Consider the following 21,346-nt stretch of genomic DNA (forward strand, 5'->3'; position numbering starts at 1 on the left):
GCACGTACCCCCTGGCCGCCGATACCCACCCGTCAACCCGGCTGCCAGGGCAGCGGCTCCTCCGTTTCAGAAGGGGACTTCGTCGCTTCGCCTGGGGTCCGCAAGCCCGACCACCTGGGCGAACTGCCGTTCCAGCCGGGCTCGATGCCCGTCATCGTGCAACCGGGCACAGTTGCGGACGGCCACGCCGCCGTCGAGCCGGTGAAATCCCGCGGCCCGCAGCAGGCGGCTCGGGGTCGAGTCCTCGTCGCCGATGTCCGCAGCGGCCAGGCGGCACCCCGCGCCCAGGAAGTCCAGGGCCTCGCCAGCCAAGTAGGCACCGAGACCGAACCCCCTCCACGCCTGGTCCAGCTGGACATCGAGAAGAACCAGCATGTCTCCATGTGCTGCCAGGCCGAGCTGGTGGATCTTGCTGTCCGGGCGCTGCCAGTGCTCGAAAACCTTCGATGCCAGGCAGCCGAAGCTGTAGTCCTCGCCGTCCAGGGTTCCCACGGTGTACTCCTCTTGCCACCAGCTCAGCCGCGCCAGTGCCAGTCGGCCGATTTCGCCCAGAGGGGGCTCAGGATCGTAATCCGACGGCCGGTGGTGCATGCGCACGCTCCACCACTGGACGTCGTCCTGACCGCAGGACGACAAGCGATCCGGCTTATACGAGAACTCCAGCCTCAAGTCCACTGGGGAGCCGGGCAGTTGCAGTGGGTCGAGCGGGCCGATCTGCCGAGGCACGCCCCGCTGCTCACTGATCGGCACAGGCCGGGGGATCACGAGGTGCAGGAGACGTTCCTGGTCTTCGTTGATCTCCGGCTCGTGCTCTTCGTAGTCCCAGTCGTCGGCGAGGTCGGCGTCGGCGAGGTGGAGCCGCTCGGCGAAGTACTGGGCATGCTCGGCGGCGGGCAATCCCACCGTAACTGCGGCCTGCATGAGCTCCGTCATGAGATCGCCTTCGACATAGCGCATCCAGTCCCGCTCCTCGCGGTGGCGCTCGGCGAACAGGGTGGTCTGCTCGCGGACGGTCTCGCCACCGCCGGCAATCGTGTGCGCCTCGCACAGAGTCCGGTAGCAGGTGGGCCTTTCAGGACATCGAAGCTGGTTACAGAGTCTGTGAGCATCTCCCCAAGGCCCCGCCCCGAGATGGAAACGCCGCCGGGCATCGCTGATCACGATGCCGTCCTGGTCGGCGGTCTCGATCGAGAAGCTGCGCTGCTCGAGCGGTGGCCAACCGGATGCCAGGAGGTTGACGGCGGCCAGAACGCTGGTGCGGGCGACCGCGGTTCCCAGGATGGCCGAGTGATAGACCACGGAATCGCAGCAGCGGTGTGCGGCGGTGCGGTAGCACTCCTCAATGAGATCCCATGCAGAGAAAGGGGTGAGAGTGTGGGGCGGTGCTGCGTGCGGGCAGAGGTGTGCAGTGCTGTTCATGGGGTGCCTTTGGGAGTGGGGCGGGAGGGATCAGACGTGCTGCATGGAGGGGCAGGCGCAGTGCGAGCACGGTTCGCCCTCTGTGACGTTGCCGGGGTGACACGACCAATCGTGTCCGCAGGCGCAGAGCATGCCGCCGTGGGCGGCGGAGAATGAGCACACGTTGCAGGCCGCGCTCTCGGGCTGTGGGCCGGTCGAGGGAGCAAGTAGCCCTGCGGGGAGGTTTTCGAGGAGTTCTCGTGGCATCGCAGAGCGGCCCTGGTTGAGGATGATGTCGGTCAGCTCGTGGTCGAGCCAGGCCTGGGCGGGGTCGGGAGTCGACGCGATCAGCCAGCTGCGGTATCCAGCGGGTGCATCCTCCAGGAGCGCGAGTTCTCCCTCTCGCACTTTGCCCAGCACGTGGTGGAGCCGGGAGGCAAGCTGGGTGCCCAGCTCCCAGTCGGATGCTTTGGCCATGCGGGCCCGCAGTAGCACTTGGCTGCCGCGCGGCTGTACGACGAGCTCGCCGGATGAGTGGGGGCCGGACGTCCTGGTGTTGCTGGTGTGCCAGGGGCAGGGCTCGGTGAGCTGGCTGACGACCGTGTCCCGGAACGTGACCGGATCAGCAGTCTCGGGCGACCATCCCCAGTCGATCACGCAGCCGCATTGCTGCTTCAGCGGCGTCCAGGCGACGTGTGCGGTCGCTGCTCCTGTTCGGTTTCGGCGTGGGTGATGTGGATTGCGACGTGGCTTGTGCTTCTTTGCCCGTCCCATGATTGCCCCCTCTGTTGTCGGATATCGCTGACCAGTTCAACCGGCGAATGTCTGTGCCGGATGGCCAACGATTCGATAAGGCGAAGAGCAGTGGATGTGACGGCATTCTCGCTACTTCGTGTGATCATCGATCATTCACGCGACGCGGCGCCGTGAGACGGCGAACGTCTTCGGGGGCGGACGCCGCCTGGCTTGGTGCATGTGGAGCGTCTGCATTGTGATGACGGCACGTCAACCGCGGGTTCTAGCCGGGTTGATGCTCCGCAGCGCACGGCGTCGCAGGAACGGGCGCGGAGGGCCTGTCGCAGGCGAGTGGAGCGGGCTTGCTTGATCGTCCGTGTGGGTGGGGTGCGGTTGCACCCGTCACCGGGGGCGATGGCCGTTCGTTGGCGCCACCGCATTCGGCCATGCGGGCTGAGCGGAGGGAGTACGCGCTGTGCGTCGGTCTTTCATCATCGAGTGTCACGAGTTCGAGGTCCAGGGGGCCTGGGTGAAGCAGGCCTTCACCAGTGCGGTGACCTTGCTCGTGGGCTGCTCCGGGTCCGGCAAATCGACAGGGTTTGAGTCGCTGCTGTACCCCTTGGGTCTCAACTCCGGAAAGATCATGCACGCGGTGCGGTCGTGTACCCAGGTTCGGTTGGTCTTCCGTGTCGGTGAGATGCGGTGGCAGGCGACGCGACCGGCCGTGCACCGCGGCGGTCATGTGTCCTTCGAGAACCTGAGCGATCCGGCTGTCGGCGTGGTGCGCCGGCCGGTCGGTCGCGGGCGCGGCGGCGAGCAGAGTGCCAGCGAGTTCGTCATGGAGTTGCTGGGGATCCCGCTCCTGGGCAGCGGCGGGGGCCGGGTCGGACTGACCGAGGTGGAGCGGTGGATGGCACTGCGGCAGTCCACGATTGCCACCGCCTACCTGGGCGGCGGGAGCGATACGGTACGCCGACTGACGGGGCGGGTGCTGCTGGGTCTGCACGACGAGCACATCGAGGGACTCCAACAGCGGTTTCAGGAGGTCAAGGCGGCTCATGCGCAGGCGAAGGCGTCGGCTGCGGCGATGCGGGCCGCGCGCCGTGAGGCCGGACTGCCCGGCCCCATGGATCTGGAGGCGACCGAGCAGCTGTGGAAGCAAGAGCATGCGGCTGCAGCCGGCCAGGCGCAGCAGGCGCAGGCACAACTAAGCAGGCATCAGCAGCATATGGCCGGTCTGGACAGGCAGCGTGACCAGGCGAGGGCCGCTCATCAGGCGGCGCGCCGCCATACCGGCGCCGTGGAGGAGCGGCTGCGGCAGGCGCAGCGTCACGAGGGCCGTCTGGAAGGCCGTCTGGAAGGCCTCAGTCAGCAGGCGTCGGAGCCCCAGCACTGTCCGCGATGCGCTCAAGTTCTGCGGACGGAAGGACTTCCTGTAGACCACTGCCGGGTCTGCAAACAGAAGGACGTCCTGCATACGGAGCGGCTGGCGGGCCAGGCGGCGCGGCTGGCGGAGGCACAACAGGCACTCGCCTCCGCGCGGCAGGCCTGCGGGCGGCTTGAGACCGAGCTGGCCCGGGCGCACGAGGCGGAGGACAGGGCGCGGCAGGCGCTGTGGGCCATCGAGCAGTCGATCGGTGACTTCACGCGCTCCGTCCTCAACCCGTGCCAGGCGGCCGCGTTGGCGCACGAGAAGGAGGCCGCTCACCTGGCCGGGCGCTTGGAGCAGCTCCAGGAACGGATCAAGGAGGTCGGGGTGCTTGCCGCACTGGAGGCCGAACGGGACCGGTTGCTGGAGGAGAAGGATCAGGCGCACGACATGTGGAAGGAGGCGGAGAAGAAGCTCGCGGCGCAGCTCAAAGATCTGGTGGAGCAGTGGTCGCGTCACTTCGCTACTCGGATCAGGGCGGTGAACGCTGACGTACGGCATGCCCACATCGATCCGGAGACGTTTCTGCCCCATGTAGACGGGCTGGCCTTCGACGAGCAGGCGGTGGCTGGCGGTCCGCAGACGCTGGCCAATGTCTGCGCCATGCTGTCGCTGCGTGATGTGGCGCGTGAGGTGCCGACCGTGCGCCTTCCGCTGTTCTTCATGGTCGACTCGCCGCTCAGCGGGCTGGGCGGGCAGGGACTGGACGGTCAGATGGCCGAGCGGCTCATGGAGCAGCTCGCCCACGCGGCCGCCGTCGCCGACGCGGACGGTACGCCGATGCAGATCATCGCGGCGGTCAACGATCCCCTGACACGCCCGCTGAACGGGGTGCGTGAGATCCGCCTGGACCGCAGTGATCGCTACATCCCCGCCCAGCTGGAGGCCGAGGCGGCCTGATCGGCCGAATCAGTGCGGCTGGCCGATCGCCTCTTCGCGTCCCTCGGCCGGCTTGTCGGTCAGCCACCGCGCGGCGCGGGAGTCGTAGTTGGGAGCCAGCAGGTGCTGGACACCGGTGACGTACTCGGCGGCCGACTGGCCTTCGGGCGCAGTCAGGACACCGGCGTGGACCAGGTTGGCGGACACGACCCGCATGGTCGGTATGGTCGGGCCCGTCCAGCCGCCGAAGTCGGGCACGTTCACCGTGGGTGCGCTGCCAGAGGCGCGCCAGGCAGCCTGCCGCACCTGGCGGTTCCCGCTGAAGGCACGATGCGTCGCGAGATAGTCCAGAAGCCTGGCCGTGGTGCCCGCCGACGTTCCGAGCACGTGAGCTCGCGGAACTCGACACGGAGGGCCAGGCTGCATGAAACCTCACGCCACTACGGCAGCGATCGACGCACGCCGCCGCCAGGCCGCGCAGAAGCTCGAGCAGGTCGAGAAGGCCATCGGCCAGCTTCGCCGGGAACGCGGTCGACTGACCGTCCGGGCCATCGCAGAACGGGCCGGCGTGTCCGTCACGTTCCTCTACCAGAACTCCAAGGCCCGCGCGCTCGTGAGCAATGCGGTCGACGGCAGCCGCACACGCCAAGTCCGAGCAGCCCAGGCCGAGCACGAGCAAATCGAAGCGTCCTGGCGCGAACGTGCGCTGAACGCTGAGGCCGAACTCGGCCGCACGCAGAAGGAGGTCTTCGCGCAACGGCAGAAGATCGGCGAGCTCATGGGGAAGCTCCGCGACCTCGACCAGATGGTTCCGGGGGAGTCGGTTCAGGATCTGACCTCCGAGAACATCACGCTCAAGCGCCGCGTCCAGCAGCTCACCCGGGAACACCGAACCTTGCAAGAACGCCTCGAAGTCGCCCGCTCCAACCTGCGGTTCGCCGAGAAGCGCATCGCTGACCTCGAAGTCCAACTTCTCGAACAGGGACAGCCCTGACTGAGCAGGCCAGCCCCGGCACGATCCCGTTCGACCGGCAGCAGGCCCACAACCTTGGCCAAGCTCCTTCGCGAGGTCTAGACGAGTAGTTCCGATTGCGGGGTTCACGGACGCAGGGAGGGTGTCCAACATCGGGTTGTGACGACCGATTTAGACACCCTCTTGACGGCATGTACGTGCATGTCGATGACCGTTTGAAGACCCTGCGGTGGCGTGGCCGCCCGCCGCGGCTGACCGGTGCCGAGCTGGTGACCCTGGCGGTGGCCCAGGCCGTGCTGGGCTTCCACTGCGAGGCCCGATGGGTGCGCTTCGCCCACGCGCACCTGCAGCGCATGTTCCCGTACCTGCCCCAGCGCCCGGCCTACAACAAGCGGCTGCGAGCCGCACTGCCCCTGGTCAAACGGGTCATCCGGTCGCTGGCCGCAGACACCGACCTGTGGCTGGACGACGTGTGGATCGTGGACTCCACTCCCGTCGAGTGCGCCCGTTCCCGCGAGACCGTCAAACGCTCCGACCTGGCCGGCTGGGCAGGCTACGGCTACTGCCGCTCCCATTCCCGCTTCTACTGGGGCCTGAAGCTGCATCTGGTGTGCACCCCGGCCGGCCTGCCCGTCACCTGGGCCCTGGCCGACCCCAAGGTCGACGAACGGCAGGTCCTGGCCGCGCTGATCGACGACGAACCGCATCTGGCAGCCGCCCGGCCGGGGCTGCTGATCCTGGCGGACAAGGGCTACATCGCCGCCGAACTCGACCGCTTCCTCGCCGCCCGCGGCATCAGCCTGCTACGGCCATCCTACCGCAACCGCGGCACCTCACAGCCCGCAGAAGCCCTGCTCAAGACGGTCCGGCAGCTGATCGAGTCGGTCAACGACACCCTCAAGGGCCAGCTCGACCTCGAACAGCACGGCGGCCGCACCATCGAGGGCGTCGGAGTCCGGGTGGCCCAGCGGATCCTGGCGATGACCTGCGCGATCTGGCACAACCGCGCCATCGGGGCACCTATCACCCGCTCACTGATCGCCTACGACCACTGAGCCACATCGGAACTACTCGTCTAGCAGTTCCCTCGACGAGCGCGACGAGTCCGTCGAAGAGGTGCTGTCCGCCCACTTCGGCCTTCACCCGGCCAGCGAGGCATTCAGCGCGGCCCTCTACTTCCACGCGGACCGGATCGAGGCCGCCCTGGCCGATAGCTCGGACCCATCACGGACATCTACGCGATGCGCCCCCTGCAGTTCAGACCCCATCTGGCCTGATCGACGATCGGTGTATGACGAAAACCCGCCTCACCGGCGGGGCTTGTCCCTCGCTGTTCTGGACGTGAATCCGTACGGTTCGAGCTGGACATGGCAGCGCACCTGGAGATCACGCGGGCCGCCGTGCCCGGGCCCCCGCACCGCGGCGGACACCGAGGCCGTACAACAAACGCCGGGGTGAGATCCCCCTGCCCGCGTGAGGGACGAGAGGAAGTCGGGTCTATCCGATTCCTCTACGCGCCCGAGTGGAGGAAGGCGGCCCACAAGGAGGGGGTCGCTGGGTAGCGGTCGCGTAGTCCCCGGATGGTGTGATGTAGAGCGGTTGCGGCCTGAGTGGGATCGAGTGTTCCGGGCGGGCCGGTGGTCAAGTGGGTGTAGAAGGATTCGGCAACTTCGACGGCTAGGCGGTCGTTGATCGGCCACAGGGTTCCGACGACGTGGGGAAACCCAGCGAGTTGGAAGGCGCTGGTGAGGTGAATGGACTCGTCCAGGAGTTTGGGGTTACCAGGATCCGCGGTGCTGCAGGCGGAGAGGTAGGCCAATTGTGCGTGGTCCAGGTTGACCTGGGCCAGCGCAGAGACGGTCAACGGCGTTGTGGCGTGATCGTGCAGGAGCAGTTGGCTTCGTGAAGGGTCCACCCGGTCGCTTACGCCGTGGCACGCGAAGTGGGCAATGGCGCACTCAGGGAGACGAGCGAGGACTGTAGCCGTGCTCGGGGCTCCCATGCCGCGAGGGTGATGGGTGCCGTCGGAAGCCTGGGCGACTTCGATGAGTTGAATCGGATCGTGGAAAAGTCCACGGATCCGGCGAACCTCCTCGGAGACATAGCGCAGCGGATTGTGCCCCGGGGTCGTCGGCATGGCAACAATCAGGGACTGGGGCTGATCGGTGGGCCGGGGGCGGCGGGTACGAGCGTGATGCAGTGCGCGGATGGTGGGAGTGTACGACGAGATCACCCGGTCCAGAACAGTGCGACGCTGTGGGCCATCTCCGGGGTCAGTGTGGAAGCCGGCGGCGTGGAGGGGGAGCAGTCCGAGCAATCCGCCCGGCGCCAACCACACCCGTTGCAGAGGTTCACCGTCCTTTGCAGGAAAGACCGCCTCGCCCAGATCCGCCAAAGCGGAGAGGACAGGTTCGGCTGCGTGTTCCCAAAGCCATTCCAAGATCTCTCGTAGCGTCTTTTGGGCGGCAATGCGGTCACCATCGGGGGCCGTGGACGTATCAAGGGCCTGGTAGAAAGCGTTGACCCGCTCGATGACGTTGTCCGGAGTGAGTTTCGGCAGTGAGACGGAACTGATACCAGCGCGAGTGAGTAGAAGCGCGTCACTGCGGTAGCCACTGACATTGAAAGTCACCACTGGGCCCAACGCTGCTTCAGCGAGCAGGTCGTCGGACGTAGGTGGCAAGCCGAAATCGGCGAATCCCTCCTGTGACCGGATGCGCCCAAGTAACGCCTCCAGCTCTGCGACCAACTGGGGACGTTGCCCACCGACCGGTATCTGTGCGTGGCCGACGCCCAACGCGCTGAGAGTCACAGCAGAATCCTGGTCGAGCAGTTCGCGGAGTGTGGCGAAACGCTGTGCCAGGTCCGGATGTTCCTGGTGCAGATCCGTCAAGTCGCTGCGAGTGTCCAGGGCTTGCGACAGCAATACCGATCGCCCGGCCTCTGCCAGACGCAATGCGCGAACAGCCCGCTCCTGGGCGGTTCCGCCCGGTGCGGCCAGCGCCAGGGCAACAGCGTCCGCAGTGACCGTCGTCCCGTGAGAACCCAGGGCACGCTGCTGATCATTACGTTTCAAGCGACGGGGCGCCAGCTCTGGGAGCATCAGCACTGCCCGCTCCGCAAAGTTAGCTGCTCGGCCAAGATCCGGAATGCAAGCTGTCCAGAACATCGACGAGCACGCCGCCCGAAAGCGGTGCAATGGCAGCGTTGTCGGCGCTTCCACCGCATCACCCCAGACCGACAATGCCTCATGCACATACTGCACGTCCCCCTCAGGCACCCATCCGGATGAAAGAGCGTCGCCGAGTTCGGTCAGGAGCATGGCATGATTTGGCGAGTCATGAGGGGTGACTCGAAGAGCGGCACGGTATGCCTCCAGTGCCTCTTGCAGATCTCTCGATTCCCAGGTGCTGGTAAACCGACTCCGCAGGGTATTGCCGAGGACAAGCAGCCGACCGGCGTAATCGTGACCGCCCTTGGGGGACGCTCTGACAGCGTTCCGGCTTGCCTCCACCGCCTCGTCGAGATCTTCCATCCGTTCCGTATGAGTGAACCTCTCCCGTAGGACCTCGCCGAGTGCGTCCAGACGCAAGGGCAGACCAGGATCGTCCTTTGCCGCACGGACGGCGAGACGGCAAGCTTCCACAGCGTGGTTCAAGTTCTCCAGATTCCCTGTCTGCCGGAAAAGGTTACGGAAACCCGAAGCCATGTGAGTGGCGGTGCGCACGGGATCGCTGTCAGGGCTCGTACGTATAGTGGACGAGTGCAACTCCAGCGCCTCGTTCAGGTCCGCTTGCCGCCCGGTGTGCTGGAATCGATCAGCCAGGGCATCGGCAAGCGCGGATAGATGTGATGCGTCGCCAGGAGAGGCATCGACCGCTGCTCGATATGCCTCCACCGCTTCATCTAGATCCGCCAGCTGCTCATGTGAGGTGGACGCGAACCTCAGTTGCAAGCTGTTTGCCAGGAGTGCGAGGTGCTTGGAGTGGTCGGGGTGTCCCTGAGGGGTGGCACGGACAGCAGCACGCTGTGCTTCCACCGAATCATCCAAGTCCGTCAGTTCGCCGGTGCCCCTGAAGCGGACCTCAAGGGCCGTACCCAACTGGGCCAGCCAGTCGGCGCGCTTGGGGTGGCCCAAGGGGGCGGCGCGCACAATACGCCTCCACAGGGTGACGAGTTCCGAAAGATCGGACGCATTCAATATGGGTGCGTAATAGGCCCGCCAGAGCACGTCACACGCATGTGGGTACACACTTTCGGCGATGGAGGCGAGCAACGGTTGAGGAAGGCGGTCCATTCCAGCAACAAAGCATCCTTGGAGAAAAACGACCGCCATTTCGCGGGCGTGCTCAGCCTGCTGTGCGGGTAGGACTAGAGAGCGGACGTGATACCACCAGCCCAAGGCGCATGCCACTTCCAGGTCAAACTCGCCCTCGTTGCCTGCCTTCGTGAATCTGTCGATCAGGTGAAGGGCCTCGACTTGGCTGCCTCGCTCCAGCACGGCGGAGAGGTCTCCCGTGGCAGTCACTCCATCGATTCGCGCCCACATCGCCGCCAGAAGTTCCTCGCGCTCTGCCATTGCTGTCCCCCTTAACCGATGTGTCTCAACTAGTGCAGGATGAAGGCTAGTTGCTGCGCAAGGCCAAGTTCGGCACGATGGGCGCATCGTGTACTGCCCGGGTGCCACCATCGACGTTTCGGACCCGCCTGCAGCGGACTGCCACGATGCTGGTGCTAGTCGGCGAAGGTGCGGCAGTGAAGGGGGCGCAAAGTGTCTGACCAGCAAGAGACAAGCAGTTCTGGGTCGAAAGAAGACATCGCCTACGTATGTGACCAGTTGGAGAACATCCGCGCGAGCCTTGAGGCGCATGGCAGCGATGGCGCGGCCCCACTAGAACGCTTGCTGGTGGCCCTGCACTCCGGGCAAGATCTTACGGCCGGGTTGGACGCGCTCCATGAGGCTCTGCTCACCGTGGGAGACGCCGCAGGTGTCCACGGCCACGTCCGAGGGCTGAACCCGATCGGGATCGAACCCGCCGCTCCGGATGAGTGGGTGTTGCTGTGTCCGACCCATCAATGCTCCCGGCATGCGTGGCCCGACGGCGCCGAAGTACCCCGCTGCCACATCAGCGGCCAACCCCTGTGCACTGTACGGCTGTAGCACGTGAACGGATTCCTCAATGCCCTGGGGCAGAAACTCGCCGAACGCTGGCTAACCCTGCTAGTCCTGCCGGGGGCCCTCTACCTGGCCACCGCCACCACCGCCCACACCCTCGGCCAGGCCCACGCCCTGGACTACCACCGCCTCACCAACCACATCACCCACTGGGCCCAGGCCCCTGCCGCAACTACCCTGGGCGGCCAAGTCGTCCTGCTCGGCGCGATCCTCGCCGCCGCAGCAGCGGCCGGGCTGGCCGCCCAGAGCCTGGGGACACTGGTCCAGCGCACCGCGCTGGCCGTCGGCTGGCACACCTGGCCACCCCCGCTGCGGCAATGGGCACACACCCGCGTCGCCCGCCGCCGCACCCGCTGGGCCACCGCCCAGCAGCGCTACCGGCAACAACTCGACGCCGACGCCCGCACCCTGGCCCGCGACAGGCGCCGAGCCGACCCGAGGCCGCGCCGGGCCGCGCACCACGCGCTGCAGCGCATCGCCCCCGAGGAACCCGACCGGCCCACCTGGAGCGGCGACCGCATCCACGCCGTCACCGTCCGCCTGGAACGCGACCACCACCTGGACCTGCCCCTCCTGTGGCCGCCCCTGTGGCTCACCCTGCCCGAGACCACCCGCACCGAGATCACCACCGCCGAACAGGCCCTCACCCGCGCCACCACCCTGGCCGGCTGGGCCCTGCTGTACGCCCCGCTGACCGCATGGTGGTGGCCCGCCGCGCCGCTCACCATCGCCCTCGCGTTGACCGCCAGGTACCGCCTCCGCAGCGCCACCGACACCTACGCCCAGCTACTGGAGGCCGCTGTCCGCCTTCACGCCACCGACCTGGCCACTCAACTCGGCATCGCCCACACTGCCTCTGCAGACCCTAATCTCGGCGACGCCCTCACCCACCAGCTACGCACCCGGACTTCCGGCCCGCCCGCCTCCGGCGGTACCCCTCCCCGCTGACTGCAAGGTGTCATGTGTAGCCTGCCAGCGACGCAAGTCAGCCAGGCGTTCCTGTGGCGCCTGTCACGAAAAGTTGCACCTGCGTGCTTACTCGAACGCTCCGGGGGCAACCCGGCCACTCAGGCCCATCCGCCGGGCAGTGACGGGGTCGAGGGATGTTTCTTAGGTGGCCGCTGAGGCTCCGAAGGCCCCGGTCGGCGGAGGTCAGCCACTGGCCAGCGCCGCCGAACTCCGTTTTTGCGAGCCGGACTCAGCGACTGCGGCCTCTATCACCCGGTGGTCAGACGCATCACGAATCACTGGGACAACATAAGGCGAGGGTCTGGCATTGAGATGGCGCCGGACAACGTCCCAGACGTCTACGCGACGCTCCGACCTCGGTCGCAGACGATCCGAACGCCACACAGGTCGGTAAACAGGACCACGACGTGCTGTGGCTGTACGACAGCAAGTACGGCGAGGGCGACGGTGAAGCAGACGGCGAGGCCTCCCCCGTCCCGCCCGCCTTGCACCCGGACAACTGGTTCGAGGACTTCCTCAACGTCCCCCGACGCTCCCCCGATCGCGGTCACCGCCGCTGAACCGCGGGCACCGTCCCGGCTGCCGGAGCCGATCCCGTGGCCCTCGCATGGGCCTTGCTTCGCCTGCCCGGCCCGCCGCGTGCCGGTACCCAGATCTGCAACAGAGAGCCCTTCGTATGACCGTGAGCACCCAGCCCGTGTGGGCTGAAGAGAGATTCGAGCTCGACAAGGTCCGCCAACTGCTGGTCCCTGGCAGCGCGTTGGACGTCACGGACGAGGAGGGGCTACTGCGTGTTTCCAACGTCTACGGCAGCTGGCCCGCAGTGCGCACGGCAGCGGAAGCGGCCGACGGGCTGACGGCCGTGCTGCCCACCCGCGCAGGCCGGGATGTGCGCTGGCAGGGCAGCCGGGCCTGTGCACCGCAAACGGTGGTGGAGTCGTATCGGGAGGCCATCGGATTTCGTCCGTACGACGAGCCGCGCAGCCTGCGCCGCCCGCAGATCGGCGCCCTGCACGCGGTGATGGGCCACTGGGCCTCGGGCCTTACCGACCCGGGCATCGTGGTCATGCCCACCGGCACCGGCAAGACCGAGACCATGCTCGCGCTGCTCGTGGCCGCGCGGATGGAACGGCTGCTGGTGCTGGTGCCCAGTGCGGCGCTGCGCGACCAGATCGCGGGGAAGTTCGAGACGCTCGGCATCCTGCAGCGGGAGGAGATCGTGACACCCGCCGCCTTGCGGCCGCGGGTGGGCCGCCTCGAGCACGGGTTCAAGGACTCGGAGGAGGCGGCTCGGTTCGTTCAGGCGTGCAATGTGGTCGTCGCCACCCCACAGATCCTCAGCCGGGCCGCGGGGAATGTGCGGATGGCGCTGCTGTCGTCGTTCTCCCATCTGATCGTGGACGAGGCGCATCACTCCCCCGCGGACACGTGGGCACGAGTGATCGACGACTTCTCCGACCGGCCGGTGCTGCTGTTCACCGCCACCCCGTTTCGGGAGGACGGCCGCCGCCTGCCCGGCCGTACCGTGTTCCGTTTCCCGCTGCGGGAGGCCCAGCGGCTGGAGTACTTCCGGCCTATCAACTACCGGGCGGTGTTCGGTGTCCAGGACGTCGACCGGGAGCTGGCCGAGCTGGCCGTGGGCCAGTTGCGCGCCGATCGGGAAGCCGGGCACGACCACGTGCTGATGGCGCGGGCCGAAAGCATCCCGAAGGCGGAAGAACTCGGGGTGCTCTACCAGCAGTTGGCGCCCGAGTTCCATCCCACCGTGGTCCACCAGAACGTCGGCGTCACGCGCCGCAAAGCGGCCGTACAGGCACTGCGGGAGCGCGAGTGCCGCATCATCATCTGCGTCGACATGCTCGGCGAGGGATTCGACGAGCCCGCCCTGAAGATCGCGGCCATGCACGCTGCCCGCAAGAGCCTGAGCCCGATGATCCAGTTCATCGGCCGGTTCACCCGGGCCGCCAACGGACTGGGTGGGGCCACCGTGTTCGTCGCGCAGGAACCGGGCGCCGGCACCTCACCGCTGCGCCGCCTGCTGCGCGAGGACGCAGACTGGAATCATCTGCTGCGCGACCTGACCGACCGCGCCACCCTGGCCGCGGAGGAGACCAGCACCTTCGACGCAACGTTCACCGGTGTGCCCGAGGACGTGGCGGTCAACGTGCTGGAGCCGAAGATGAGCGCGGTCGCCTACCGCGCAACCACCGCCCAGTGGAGGCCCGAGGCCGCTCTGACCCTGTACAAGGACAACGAGCGCGTCCTGGACGGCGCCATGGCCCTGGGCGGCGAGGACTCCCCCGTGGCCTGGTACGTCATCGAACGCCGCACCCCCGTGCGCTGGGGCGCCCCGCAGGAGTTGGAGCAGGTCGTCTACGAGCTGATGGTGCTCTACTTCGACACCACCAGGCGGCTGCTGTACATCCACGGCTCGGAGAAGTCGAGCACCTACAAAGACCTGGCCGAGGCGGTGCTGGGCGAGGACTGCGAACTGATCAACGGCAAGCGTACCTTCCGGGTACTGGCCCGCCTGGACCGGCTGGTGCCGACCAACGTCGGCCTCAAAGACGCCCGTGACTACTTCACGCGTTTCTCCCTCCACGTCGGCAGCGACGTCTCGCAGGGCTTCACTACTGCCCAGGAACACAAGAGCCAGACTCACATCGCCACGTCCGGCTTCGACGACGGCGACAGCGTCTCGATCAGCGCGGCGCACTCGGGCCGCTTCTGGTCCCCCACCACCGCGCCGAGCCTGAAGGCCTGGACTGACTGGTGCGATCAGCAGGGCACCAAGCTGCTGGACAGCACTATCAACCTGGAGCAGATCTTCGACGGATTCATCATCCCCGAGGACATCACGGCACGGCCGCCGTACGCGCTGTTGGGCGTGGAGTGGCCCTGGCAGGTCCACCTCGGCTCCCGCGACCGGTACACCCTCACCTACGACCAGCACAGTTATGCGCTCACCGACGTGGATTTCGAGGTCGACGACTACTCCCCCACCGGCCCGTTCCTGTTCTCCTTGACGACCCCCGCCTGGCGGGTCGCCTATCAGGCCGACTACGACGCCAAAGGCCTGGTCTACCGGCCACGTGACCGGGACGCCGTCATCGTGGGCAGCGGCCCCACGGCCGAGCCGCAGCCGCTGAAGGAATGGCTCAACGCACACAGGCCCGACCTGTTCCTGGAGGGCGACCGCCTCATCGACGACGAAGGCAAACTCATCGCCCCGCGCTACACCCGCCGCCCCTACGATCCGTCCCTGCTCACGCCACTGGACTGGCGAGACGTGGACCTCAGCAAGGAGTCCCAGAAGCCGCAGCGCCTCACCGACTCCATCCAGTACTACATGTCGGCCCACCTGCAGGCCACTGGCTCCTTCGACGTTCTTCTCGACGACGACGGCTCAGGCGAGGCAGCCGACCTCGTCGGCCTCAGAGTCGACGGCCGCTACCTGGGCGTAACGCTCGTGCACTGCAAGTACTCGCACAAGCCCACTCCAGGCACACGAGTCGAGGACCTGTACGAGGTATGCGGCCAGGCCATGCGCGGCGCCAAGTGGCGGCGCGGAAACGCCCTGCCCCTGCTGGACCATCTACACAGCCGGGCCGTGCAGTACGCCCAGCGCAACGGCGGTATCTCGCCCTACGAAGTCGGAGGCGCCAAGGCCCTGTTCGCCATCCGTGACCAGGCCCGCCTGTTGCGACCCCGCTTCCACACGATCATCGTCCAGCCTGGCCTTCAGGCCAGCAAGGCCACCAACGAGCAGCTCCTGCTGCTCGCCGGCGCGGAGAAGTTCGTCCGGGACACCAGCGCTGGCGACTTCACCGTCTACTGCAGCCGCTAGACACCCGGGGCGATAGGCAGGAGGGCCGCTCGGCTGACGGCCTGCGTGCGGGCCCGGCGACTGCAGGTGGGCCGAACTCAGTGCCTTACTGGATCGTCTCCGGCCGATCGGTCCCACCGTCGGCACTGTCCCGCGGTGGACACGGTATCCCCTGTCTGCAGCACAACAACGTGCCGCACCATGCCGGCGGGTCGTTACAGGCAGGTGGGTGTCGAGGACGCCGGACGGAAGAGGACTGCGATGTCATACGGTTATGGCGGAGGCCCGAATTGGCCAATGATCCGCGCCAAGCAACGCGCTGAGAGCGAGGCTGACGATGCCCGTCGTCGCAGCGCACAGCTGCAGGCAACGGCATCAGAATGGCAGGCAAAGTTCGAGGCGCTGGCCGAGCGCGTGCGGGAAGCCGCAGATCGTGCAGGCGGGGAGCACCAGCAAGAAGACGGCTGCTTGTGCCGCTCCTGCTGGGATTCGGTGATCACGAAGATCGTTGAGGAGCCGCGAGCCGGGGAGAGGGCCACCGGGCATTTCGGCAACTCCGCTGGCACGTTCTCCTTCGACGACCTGTTTGGCCGTTCCACCCCACCAGGGCGCAACTGACGAGTCCGAGTGGGCGTCGCTGGCTGTACTGCCGTCGGCTGGGTCAACGACAGCGCTGCGCGCCACCTCGCAGCCCGGCGCCTTCATGTGGGGAACGCCCTCGACCGGGGCGTTCCCCACTGCCGGGCCGTCAGTTCCGAGTGACAGTTAGGGTGCGCTGGTCAAGGTCGAGGTGGACGACGCCGCCGTTCTGCTCGCGCAGCTGGCGCCAGGCGGTGTAGCCGGTAAGGATGGCGTGCTCCCAGTCCGCGGCGCGGCAGATGCTGACCTCCAGGTGGGCGGTCATGTGGCCGATGGTGGCGAGGAGTTCGTGGTCGACGTGCTTGATGTCGGCGAGGTAGCGGTGGCGGGCGGCGTAGGAGAAGACGAGGGCGGAGATTCCTTCTTCGATGGCGATGGCGCGGCCGCCGTCTTCGGCTTCGTCGGTGCGGGGGTCGCTCTTGCGTTTGCGGCCCAGCAGGAAGCGGGTGACGGGGGACCAGCCCAGCACGGTGGCGTGGGCGAGGTGGAAGATGTCGTGGAAGCGGTAGCCGTCTTCGACGTGGGAGGCGCTGGTGAGCGGGTCACCGGCGGGGGTTCCGTCTTCCCGGGTGAGGATGATGACGGTGCGGCCGGCGTCAGTCTTGGTGGGCGTGAAGGTGAGTGAGGTCTGCCGGGGCAGTTGCTCGTGGGCGGGAAAGCCGGCGTCGAAGGGGACGTGCTCGTCGCGGGGGGTGGGGCGCCAGCGGTCCTTGGTCTTCTCGAGGTTGGCCGCAGCGACGTCGTCGAGGTCGAGTCCGAAGCGATGGGCGAGCGCGGCGACGTACCACAGGACGTCACCGAGTTCTTCGCGTAACTGGTGTTTGCCCTGCTCGAAGGCGGGTCCGTCGCGCAGGAACTTCTTGTAGGCGGTGGTCAGGGATCCGACTTCACCGGCGAGGCCGAGGAGGGGGACGAGGACGGGATCGGTGCCGTCCGCGGGGGGCTGGAGGGTTTTGACGGCGGCTTCCTGGTAGCGCTTGAAATCCACACTCACACCTGTCTGATCTTGGGACAACCCCGTTGGCTTTCCCGACAGCGTGTCGTATGCTACGACAGCGCCGTTGGAAATGCAGACGATTGGGGAGAGTTGTCGAACACAGGCACACCGAGCATGGACGACATCACCTCGGTCGTCATCGGCTTCCTCGCCGAGTACGAGGGCGTATCGCCAGACGAGCTCCGCTCCGAACTGGAGCAGGGCGGCCGAGAGTTGCCCGTGGATTCGCTTCTGGTGGTCGAGATTCTCACACGCATCGAGGAGCGCTACCAGGTCGCCATTCCCGCAGACCGGGAAGCGGCCCAGGCGACCGGGTCGGTGCGGTCATTCGCCGCGGCGGTCCTGGACGCGATCGAAGAAAGGCAGCAGTCATGACCCCTCCCCCCTCCGATAGCCGTGACCGCGATCCCGAGCTGGTGCGGCTCGGTGAACGGCTGAAGAAGACCCGCGACTACTTGAACATGTCCCAGCAGTTCGTCTCGGACTCCACCGGCATCCCTCGCTCGGCGATCAGCGACATCGAGCGCGGCGAGCGGCGTGTGGACAGTCTGGAGCTGAAGAAACTGGCGCGCCTGTACCGGCAGCCGGTCGCCTATTTCCTGGCCGAGGAGAAAGACGCCGACGCCAGCGAGTACTCGCTGGCGGGTCTGCCGCGGGCGCTGGCCCAACTCACCGACGGGGATGCCAAGACCGTGCTGGAGTTCGCCGAATACCTCACGCTCCGACGCGCGGCAGAACGCGAGGAACAGGACGCCAACGGCGGGAGCCCGACGGCGTGAACTGGGGCTTAGCACACCGGATCGCATCGATCGCAGCCGTCCAGGCGCACCGCGACCTCGGCATCGACCGCACGCAATACGTTCACGTGCACCGGGCGCTGGGAGCGGCGGACGTGATCGGGATGGCACAGCCGATGCCCCGGCTGTTCGGCGTGTACTTCTCCCCCGCCGACAAGGGGCCAGCCGTGATACTGAACGCCTCGCTGAACGCAGTCACCCAGCGGCACACGGCCGCGCATGAGTTGGGGCATCACCGGCTGGGCCATCGCACCGCGGCGGACCAGGAGCTCGATCCCGCGTTGCGTTGGGGCAATGGCAGCTGGCCCGAGGAGGAGAAGACGGCGGAGGCGTTCGCGGCGTGGTTCCTGATGCCCCTGCCAGCGGTGCGGGCGGCCCTGGAAAGGATTTGCGGAGGCCGCCCGTCGTCTCCCGAACACGTCTACCGGGTGGCGCGCGAGCTGGGTACGTCGTACGCCGGAACGGTACGTCACTTAGTGAATCTCCGGCTGCTGGACGCCGGCCGGGCCGGCCGGTGGGCCAAGATCCCTCCTGCCGACCTGCGCAGCTCGCTTGCGGGAGGGGCCTCGCTGCCCGGGCAGGCCCAGGTGCACGTGATCACGGCGGCTTCCGAGGGGCAGACGGTGTACGCCGACGCGGGCGATGTGCTGGTACTGCACATGGACAACGCGCTCTTCGACGTACTGCCCAAGGGCCTGGAACGATGGACCAGTGATGGCACGACGCCGCTGGCGAGCGCCGTGGTGACCGACGAACTCCCCCCGGGCGAACAGGGCCTGATCGAGGTCGCGCTACCGATGCACGACGCAGCGCTGCGGCTGACGGTGGTGCGCGAAGCCCCGCGTTCCGGGGTCGACGAGACCTGGCCTGCCTGAGCCCGACTCCCCGGACGACACCCGTATGTGTCAGGAGGACTGATGCACACCTTCACCGTGACCGAACGCGACGTCACCCAGGCCTGGGTCGCCGCCTGCAACAAGCTGGACCGCAAGGACAACCCTGACCGGACTGGCCTGCACACGGTGGTGCGCATCGCTGACCCTACGAGCGACGACCTGGTGTTCCGCGCCGAACTGGACCGGCTGCGCACCGCTCGCGGGCTGTGGCCGCTGGAGACCGTGGCCGGCACCCTGTTCCCGGAGGCCCTGGCGGCACGGTGTGCCGGCCCGGATGACCTCGCCAAGCGCTACCGGCAGATGTATCAAGTGATCAAGCGGTACCCGGGCAACCACCGCGGCACGTACTTCGGCCGTCTGGTGTCCTACCCCGCGGCGTCGAAGAGCGGCGTCGACCAGCTCTGCACCGTCATCGGCCGGCTGCGGGCCCAGGCCGCAGGCAACAAGATAGCCGCCGCCTACGAGATCGACATAGCCGCAGCCATGGAGACGGAGGAGGCCGGCGCGGACCTAATGGTCCACACCGCAGGGAAGGACAACAGCTACATCGGCTTCCCCTGCCTGAGCCACATCTCCCTCCAACTAGACCGCGACCGGCGGGTGCACGCCGCGGCCCTGTACCGCAGCCATTTCATGTTCGAGCGCGCCTACGGCAACTACCTCGGCCTGGGGCGTCTGCTGGCCTACATCGCCCAGCAGGCCGAGCTGGCCTGCGGTTCCCTGACCGTGGTGGCGGGCCACGCCCGGTTGGACGGCCCCATCACCCAGCTGCGCCCCCTATTGACCGGCACCGGCCGCCTCGCCGCATGACGGCAGCTGTCCTACGGCGTGCGGGCGTAACCTGCGGCAAGCTCAGTGTCCGGGCGGGTCGTTGAGCTGCCACTTGGGGGGAAACCAGGCTGGCATCGGATCGGCCTGCTGCCGGTAGGTCTGCTTGATGCGACTGCGGCCGCTGATCCCGGCGATATCCGGATGGGCGACCCGGGCGTACTTGTCGACCTCGCAGAACAGGTTCTGGCAGTCGATCAGCTGCAGCGGGCGCCCGCGCAGTCCCGCAAAGGCAAGACCCAGCCGGGCGAAGTGCTCGTCCTGGGTGTCGGCCATGTAGCGGATGACGTCCGCCTCAATGCCGTCGGCCGCTGGCCCGAAGCACTTGCGGATCCCGTCGCGCGCGCCCGGCCCGGCGACGACGAAGTCCATCTCCGAAAACGGCATCTCGGCCGCGTAGTTGAGGTCGATCACGAACTGGTAGGCCAGGAACGGCCCGATCGCCGGGAAGCCCAGCAGGACCTGGTAGGCGTCCTGCAGCGTCGGTGCGGACAGCACGCGCTGCGGCGCGTCCGCGGTCATCATCATTTCCAGCAGCCGCAGGTGGTTTTGGTGCTTGCGCTCCTCTCCGAGCTGAGGCGGGGGCACGATGTAGGCAGCCGAGTACAACCGCTGCCCTTGCGCGAAGGCCCGGGAGAGCACCCGGTCAAAGGCCCGGTAGTCGTAGCCGTCCCACCGCACCTCTCCCAGCACGCCGTTCAGCAGCCGCCACGTCGAGGTCTTGTTGAAGATCTTGAACAGCAAGGTGCGGAAGAAGACTTCCTCCCACGCCTGGTCTCCGCGGTAGATCACGCTGCCGATCAGGTCCTGGCTGACCCGGTCAGCAGCCCGGAAGCAGTTGGTGAAGCGGTACCGCTGCAAGATCGGATCGTCAGTGAACGGCCCCGCTCCCCCGGCAAGTCGCGCCTCGTAGACCTTTTGGCGGGCCGCCGCGAAGCGCCAGTAGGTGTCGAACACCGGCGTCAAGGTGAGCGTGCGGCTTGCCACACGGATCTTCCTCGCCGGGTCGCGGTCTAAGGCCCTCTGCTCTGAACGCTCTTGCAGCACCGTCACCATGGGGTCAATATATATTCAATATAGATAGGTGTCAGCGAGGGGGACGTGTGGAATTGCTGTGGCAGCGTCCACGACGCAAAACGCTGGTCAACTGGCCGGAGGACGTGGACACCCGACTGGACATCCTGGTCCGGGCCGCGGCCGCAGCCGGAGAGCAGACGTCGCGTTCCCAGGTCCTGGCCGCACTCGTGACGGCCACCGAGGTCCGTCCCGCCGTCATCGCCGAACTCCTCCACGCCTACCGCCAAATGCCCGCTGACGCCCTCGAAACGGACAACGCGCGCGACGACCTGCCCTCCGTCCGCTCCCCCGGACGCACCCGCACCAGAAGGTGACGGCGCGTCGGTCCCCGCTTCTCGCCCGGACGCCTTGGCTACCCCGGTCAACGCCGCCGGCAGTCCTGGGGTCACGGCTGCGCGCGCCGCTCCGGGCGGCCATGCGGCAGCCACCTCTGGGCGGTTGCTCGGGCTCCACGACGACGTCGCCGAGGACAGGCCGGCTGGCCGTGCAGGGCGGCGCGATGCCGGTTCCGGCGAGAGGGTGTGGTCGCACCTGAATCGTGTCACTGTCTGCTACGGCATTGAGGGGGCGAGTTGCTGGCATGGGGAACTGCCGTGATCGCATGAGCCGTCCTTATGGCGTGCCCGCGGTTGGCTGGCACTGGACAGCGGCGGCGTTGTGAGGAGAGGGCGGAGCATGTCGGGTGGGCGGAGAGCCGCGGTGATGGCTGCTGCCGTGTTGGTGATCG

17 protein-coding genes and 1 pseudogene are annotated in these 21,346 nt (G+C 67.3%); 12 read left to right on the top strand and 6 right to left on the bottom strand.

Annotation, left to right across the window (positions count from 1 at the left end):
* Nucleotides 1-66 precede the first annotated feature (66 nt).
* Both ACIREI_RS26695 and ACIREI_RS26700 read right to left on the bottom strand, forming a co-directional pair.
* The gene (locus ACIREI_RS26695; RefSeq protein ID WP_403337581.1) at nucleotides 67-1,419 is read right to left on the bottom strand and encodes a hypothetical protein; all 1,353 of its coding nucleotides are present in this window, start codon (nucleotides 1,417-1,419) and stop codon (nucleotides 67-69) included.
* 30 nt (nucleotides 1,420-1,449) lie between these two features.
* Nucleotides 1,450-2,055 (bottom strand): hypothetical protein, encoded by a 606-nt coding sequence (locus ACIREI_RS26700; protein ID WP_403337583.1) that lies wholly within the window; start codon nucleotides 2,053-2,055, stop codon nucleotides 1,450-1,452.
* Nucleotides 2,056-2,662: 607 nt separating this feature from the next.
* Between ACIREI_RS26700 and ACIREI_RS26705 the strand changes: the two genes are divergently transcribed.
* Entirely contained in the window at nucleotides 2,663-4,462 is a 1,800-nt protein-coding gene (locus ACIREI_RS26705) for a hypothetical protein (protein WP_403337586.1), read from the top strand.
* 9 nt (nucleotides 4,463-4,471) lie between these two features.
* On the opposite strand, the gene ACIREI_RS26710 is transcribed toward ACIREI_RS26705, so the two are convergent.
* Nucleotides 4,472-4,657, bottom strand: a complete 186-nt coding sequence (locus ACIREI_RS26710; protein ID WP_403337588.1) for a hypothetical protein — start codon at nucleotides 4,655-4,657, stop codon at nucleotides 4,472-4,474.
* A 208-nt stretch (nucleotides 4,658-4,865) separates the two neighbouring features.
* On the opposite strand from ACIREI_RS26710, the gene ACIREI_RS26715 reads away from it, so the two are divergent.
* Together ACIREI_RS26715 and ACIREI_RS26720 are read left to right on the top strand one after the other, a co-directional pair.
* Nucleotides 4,866-5,435 (top strand): DUF6262 family protein, encoded by a 570-nt coding sequence (locus ACIREI_RS26715; protein WP_403337591.1) that lies wholly within the window; start codon nucleotides 4,866-4,868, stop codon nucleotides 5,433-5,435.
* 138 nt (nucleotides 5,436-5,573) lie between these two features.
* Nucleotides 5,574-6,469 (top strand): annotated as a pseudogene (locus ACIREI_RS26720) (IS982 family transposase).
* A 455-nt stretch (nucleotides 6,470-6,924) separates the two neighbouring features.
* On the opposite strand, the gene ACIREI_RS26725 reads toward ACIREI_RS26720, so the two are convergent.
* The gene (locus tag ACIREI_RS26725) at nucleotides 6,925-9,993 is read right to left on the bottom strand and encodes a CHAT domain-containing protein (protein ID WP_403337594.1); all 3,069 of its coding nucleotides are present in this window, start codon (nucleotides 9,991-9,993) and stop codon (nucleotides 6,925-6,927) included.
* Nucleotides 9,994-10,578: 585 nt separating this feature from the next.
* On the opposite strand from ACIREI_RS26725, the gene ACIREI_RS26730 reads away from it, so the two are divergent.
* From ACIREI_RS26730 to ACIREI_RS26745, 4 genes are all read left to right on the top strand, one after another.
* Entirely contained in the window at nucleotides 10,579-11,538 is a 960-nt protein-coding gene (locus ACIREI_RS26730; RefSeq protein ID WP_403337597.1) for a hypothetical protein, read from the top strand.
* A 428-nt stretch (nucleotides 11,539-11,966) separates the two neighbouring features.
* A complete protein-coding gene (locus ACIREI_RS26735) occupies nucleotides 11,967-12,119 on the top strand; it encodes a hypothetical protein (protein ID WP_403337600.1) in 153 nt (50 codons plus the stop codon).
* Nucleotides 12,120-12,235: 116 nt separating this feature from the next.
* Complete coding sequence (locus ACIREI_RS26740) at nucleotides 12,236-15,406, top strand: DEAD/DEAH box helicase (protein ID WP_403337602.1); 3,171 nt, start codon at nucleotides 12,236-12,238, stop codon at nucleotides 15,404-15,406.
* A 276-nt stretch (nucleotides 15,407-15,682) separates the two neighbouring features.
* Nucleotides 15,683-16,003, top strand: a complete 321-nt coding sequence (locus tag ACIREI_RS26745) for a hypothetical protein (protein ID WP_403337605.1) — start codon at nucleotides 15,683-15,685, stop codon at nucleotides 16,001-16,003.
* A gap of 130 nt (nucleotides 16,004-16,133) precedes the next feature.
* On the opposite strand, the gene ACIREI_RS26750 is transcribed toward ACIREI_RS26745, so the two are convergent.
* On the bottom strand, nucleotides 16,134-17,018 hold the full coding sequence (locus ACIREI_RS26750) for a nucleoside triphosphate pyrophosphohydrolase family protein (protein WP_403337607.1): 885 nt from the start codon (nucleotides 17,016-17,018) through the stop codon (nucleotides 16,134-16,136).
* Between the two features lie 117 nt (nucleotides 17,019-17,135).
* Between ACIREI_RS26750 and ACIREI_RS26755 the strand changes: the two genes are divergently transcribed.
* The 4 genes from ACIREI_RS26755 to ACIREI_RS26770 are packed head-to-tail and all read left to right on the top strand — an operon-like array spanning nucleotide 17,136 to nucleotide 19,524.
* Nucleotides 17,136-17,396: a phosphopantetheine-binding protein gene (locus tag ACIREI_RS26755; RefSeq protein ID WP_403337610.1), complete on the top strand. Its 261-nt coding sequence runs from the start codon at nucleotides 17,136-17,138 to the stop codon at nucleotides 17,394-17,396.
* Nucleotides 17,393-17,800, top strand: coding sequence for a helix-turn-helix domain-containing protein (locus tag ACIREI_RS26760; RefSeq protein WP_403337613.1), 408 nt, complete (start codon nucleotides 17,393-17,395; stop codon nucleotides 17,798-17,800). Before ACIREI_RS26755 ends, ACIREI_RS26760 begins: the two co-directional genes overlap by 4 nt.
* On the top strand, nucleotides 17,797-18,693 hold the full coding sequence (locus ACIREI_RS26765) for an ImmA/IrrE family metallo-endopeptidase (RefSeq protein WP_403337616.1): 897 nt from the start codon (nucleotides 17,797-17,799) through the stop codon (nucleotides 18,691-18,693). Before ACIREI_RS26760 ends, ACIREI_RS26765 begins: the two co-directional genes overlap by 4 nt.
* 42 nt (nucleotides 18,694-18,735) lie before the next feature.
* Complete coding sequence (locus ACIREI_RS26770) at nucleotides 18,736-19,524, top strand: hypothetical protein (RefSeq protein WP_403337619.1); 789 nt, start codon at nucleotides 18,736-18,738, stop codon at nucleotides 19,522-19,524.
* A gap of 42 nt (nucleotides 19,525-19,566) precedes the next feature.
* On the opposite strand, the gene ACIREI_RS26775 is transcribed toward ACIREI_RS26770, so the two are convergent.
* The gene (locus ACIREI_RS26775; RefSeq protein ID WP_403337622.1) at nucleotides 19,567-20,598 is read right to left on the bottom strand and encodes a nucleotide kinase domain-containing protein; all 1,032 of its coding nucleotides are present in this window, start codon (nucleotides 20,596-20,598) and stop codon (nucleotides 19,567-19,569) included.
* Between the two features lie 47 nt (nucleotides 20,599-20,645).
* Between ACIREI_RS26775 and ACIREI_RS26780 the strand changes: the two genes are divergently transcribed.
* A complete protein-coding gene (locus ACIREI_RS26780; protein WP_403337625.1) occupies nucleotides 20,646-20,933 on the top strand; it encodes a hypothetical protein in 288 nt (95 codons plus the stop codon).
* Nucleotides 20,934-21,346 lie beyond the last annotated feature (413 nt).

This window comes from Streptomyces sp. NPDC093591, assembly GCF_044764885.1.
Classification (GTDB): domain Bacteria; phylum Actinomycetota; class Actinomycetes; order Streptomycetales; family Streptomycetaceae; genus Streptomyces.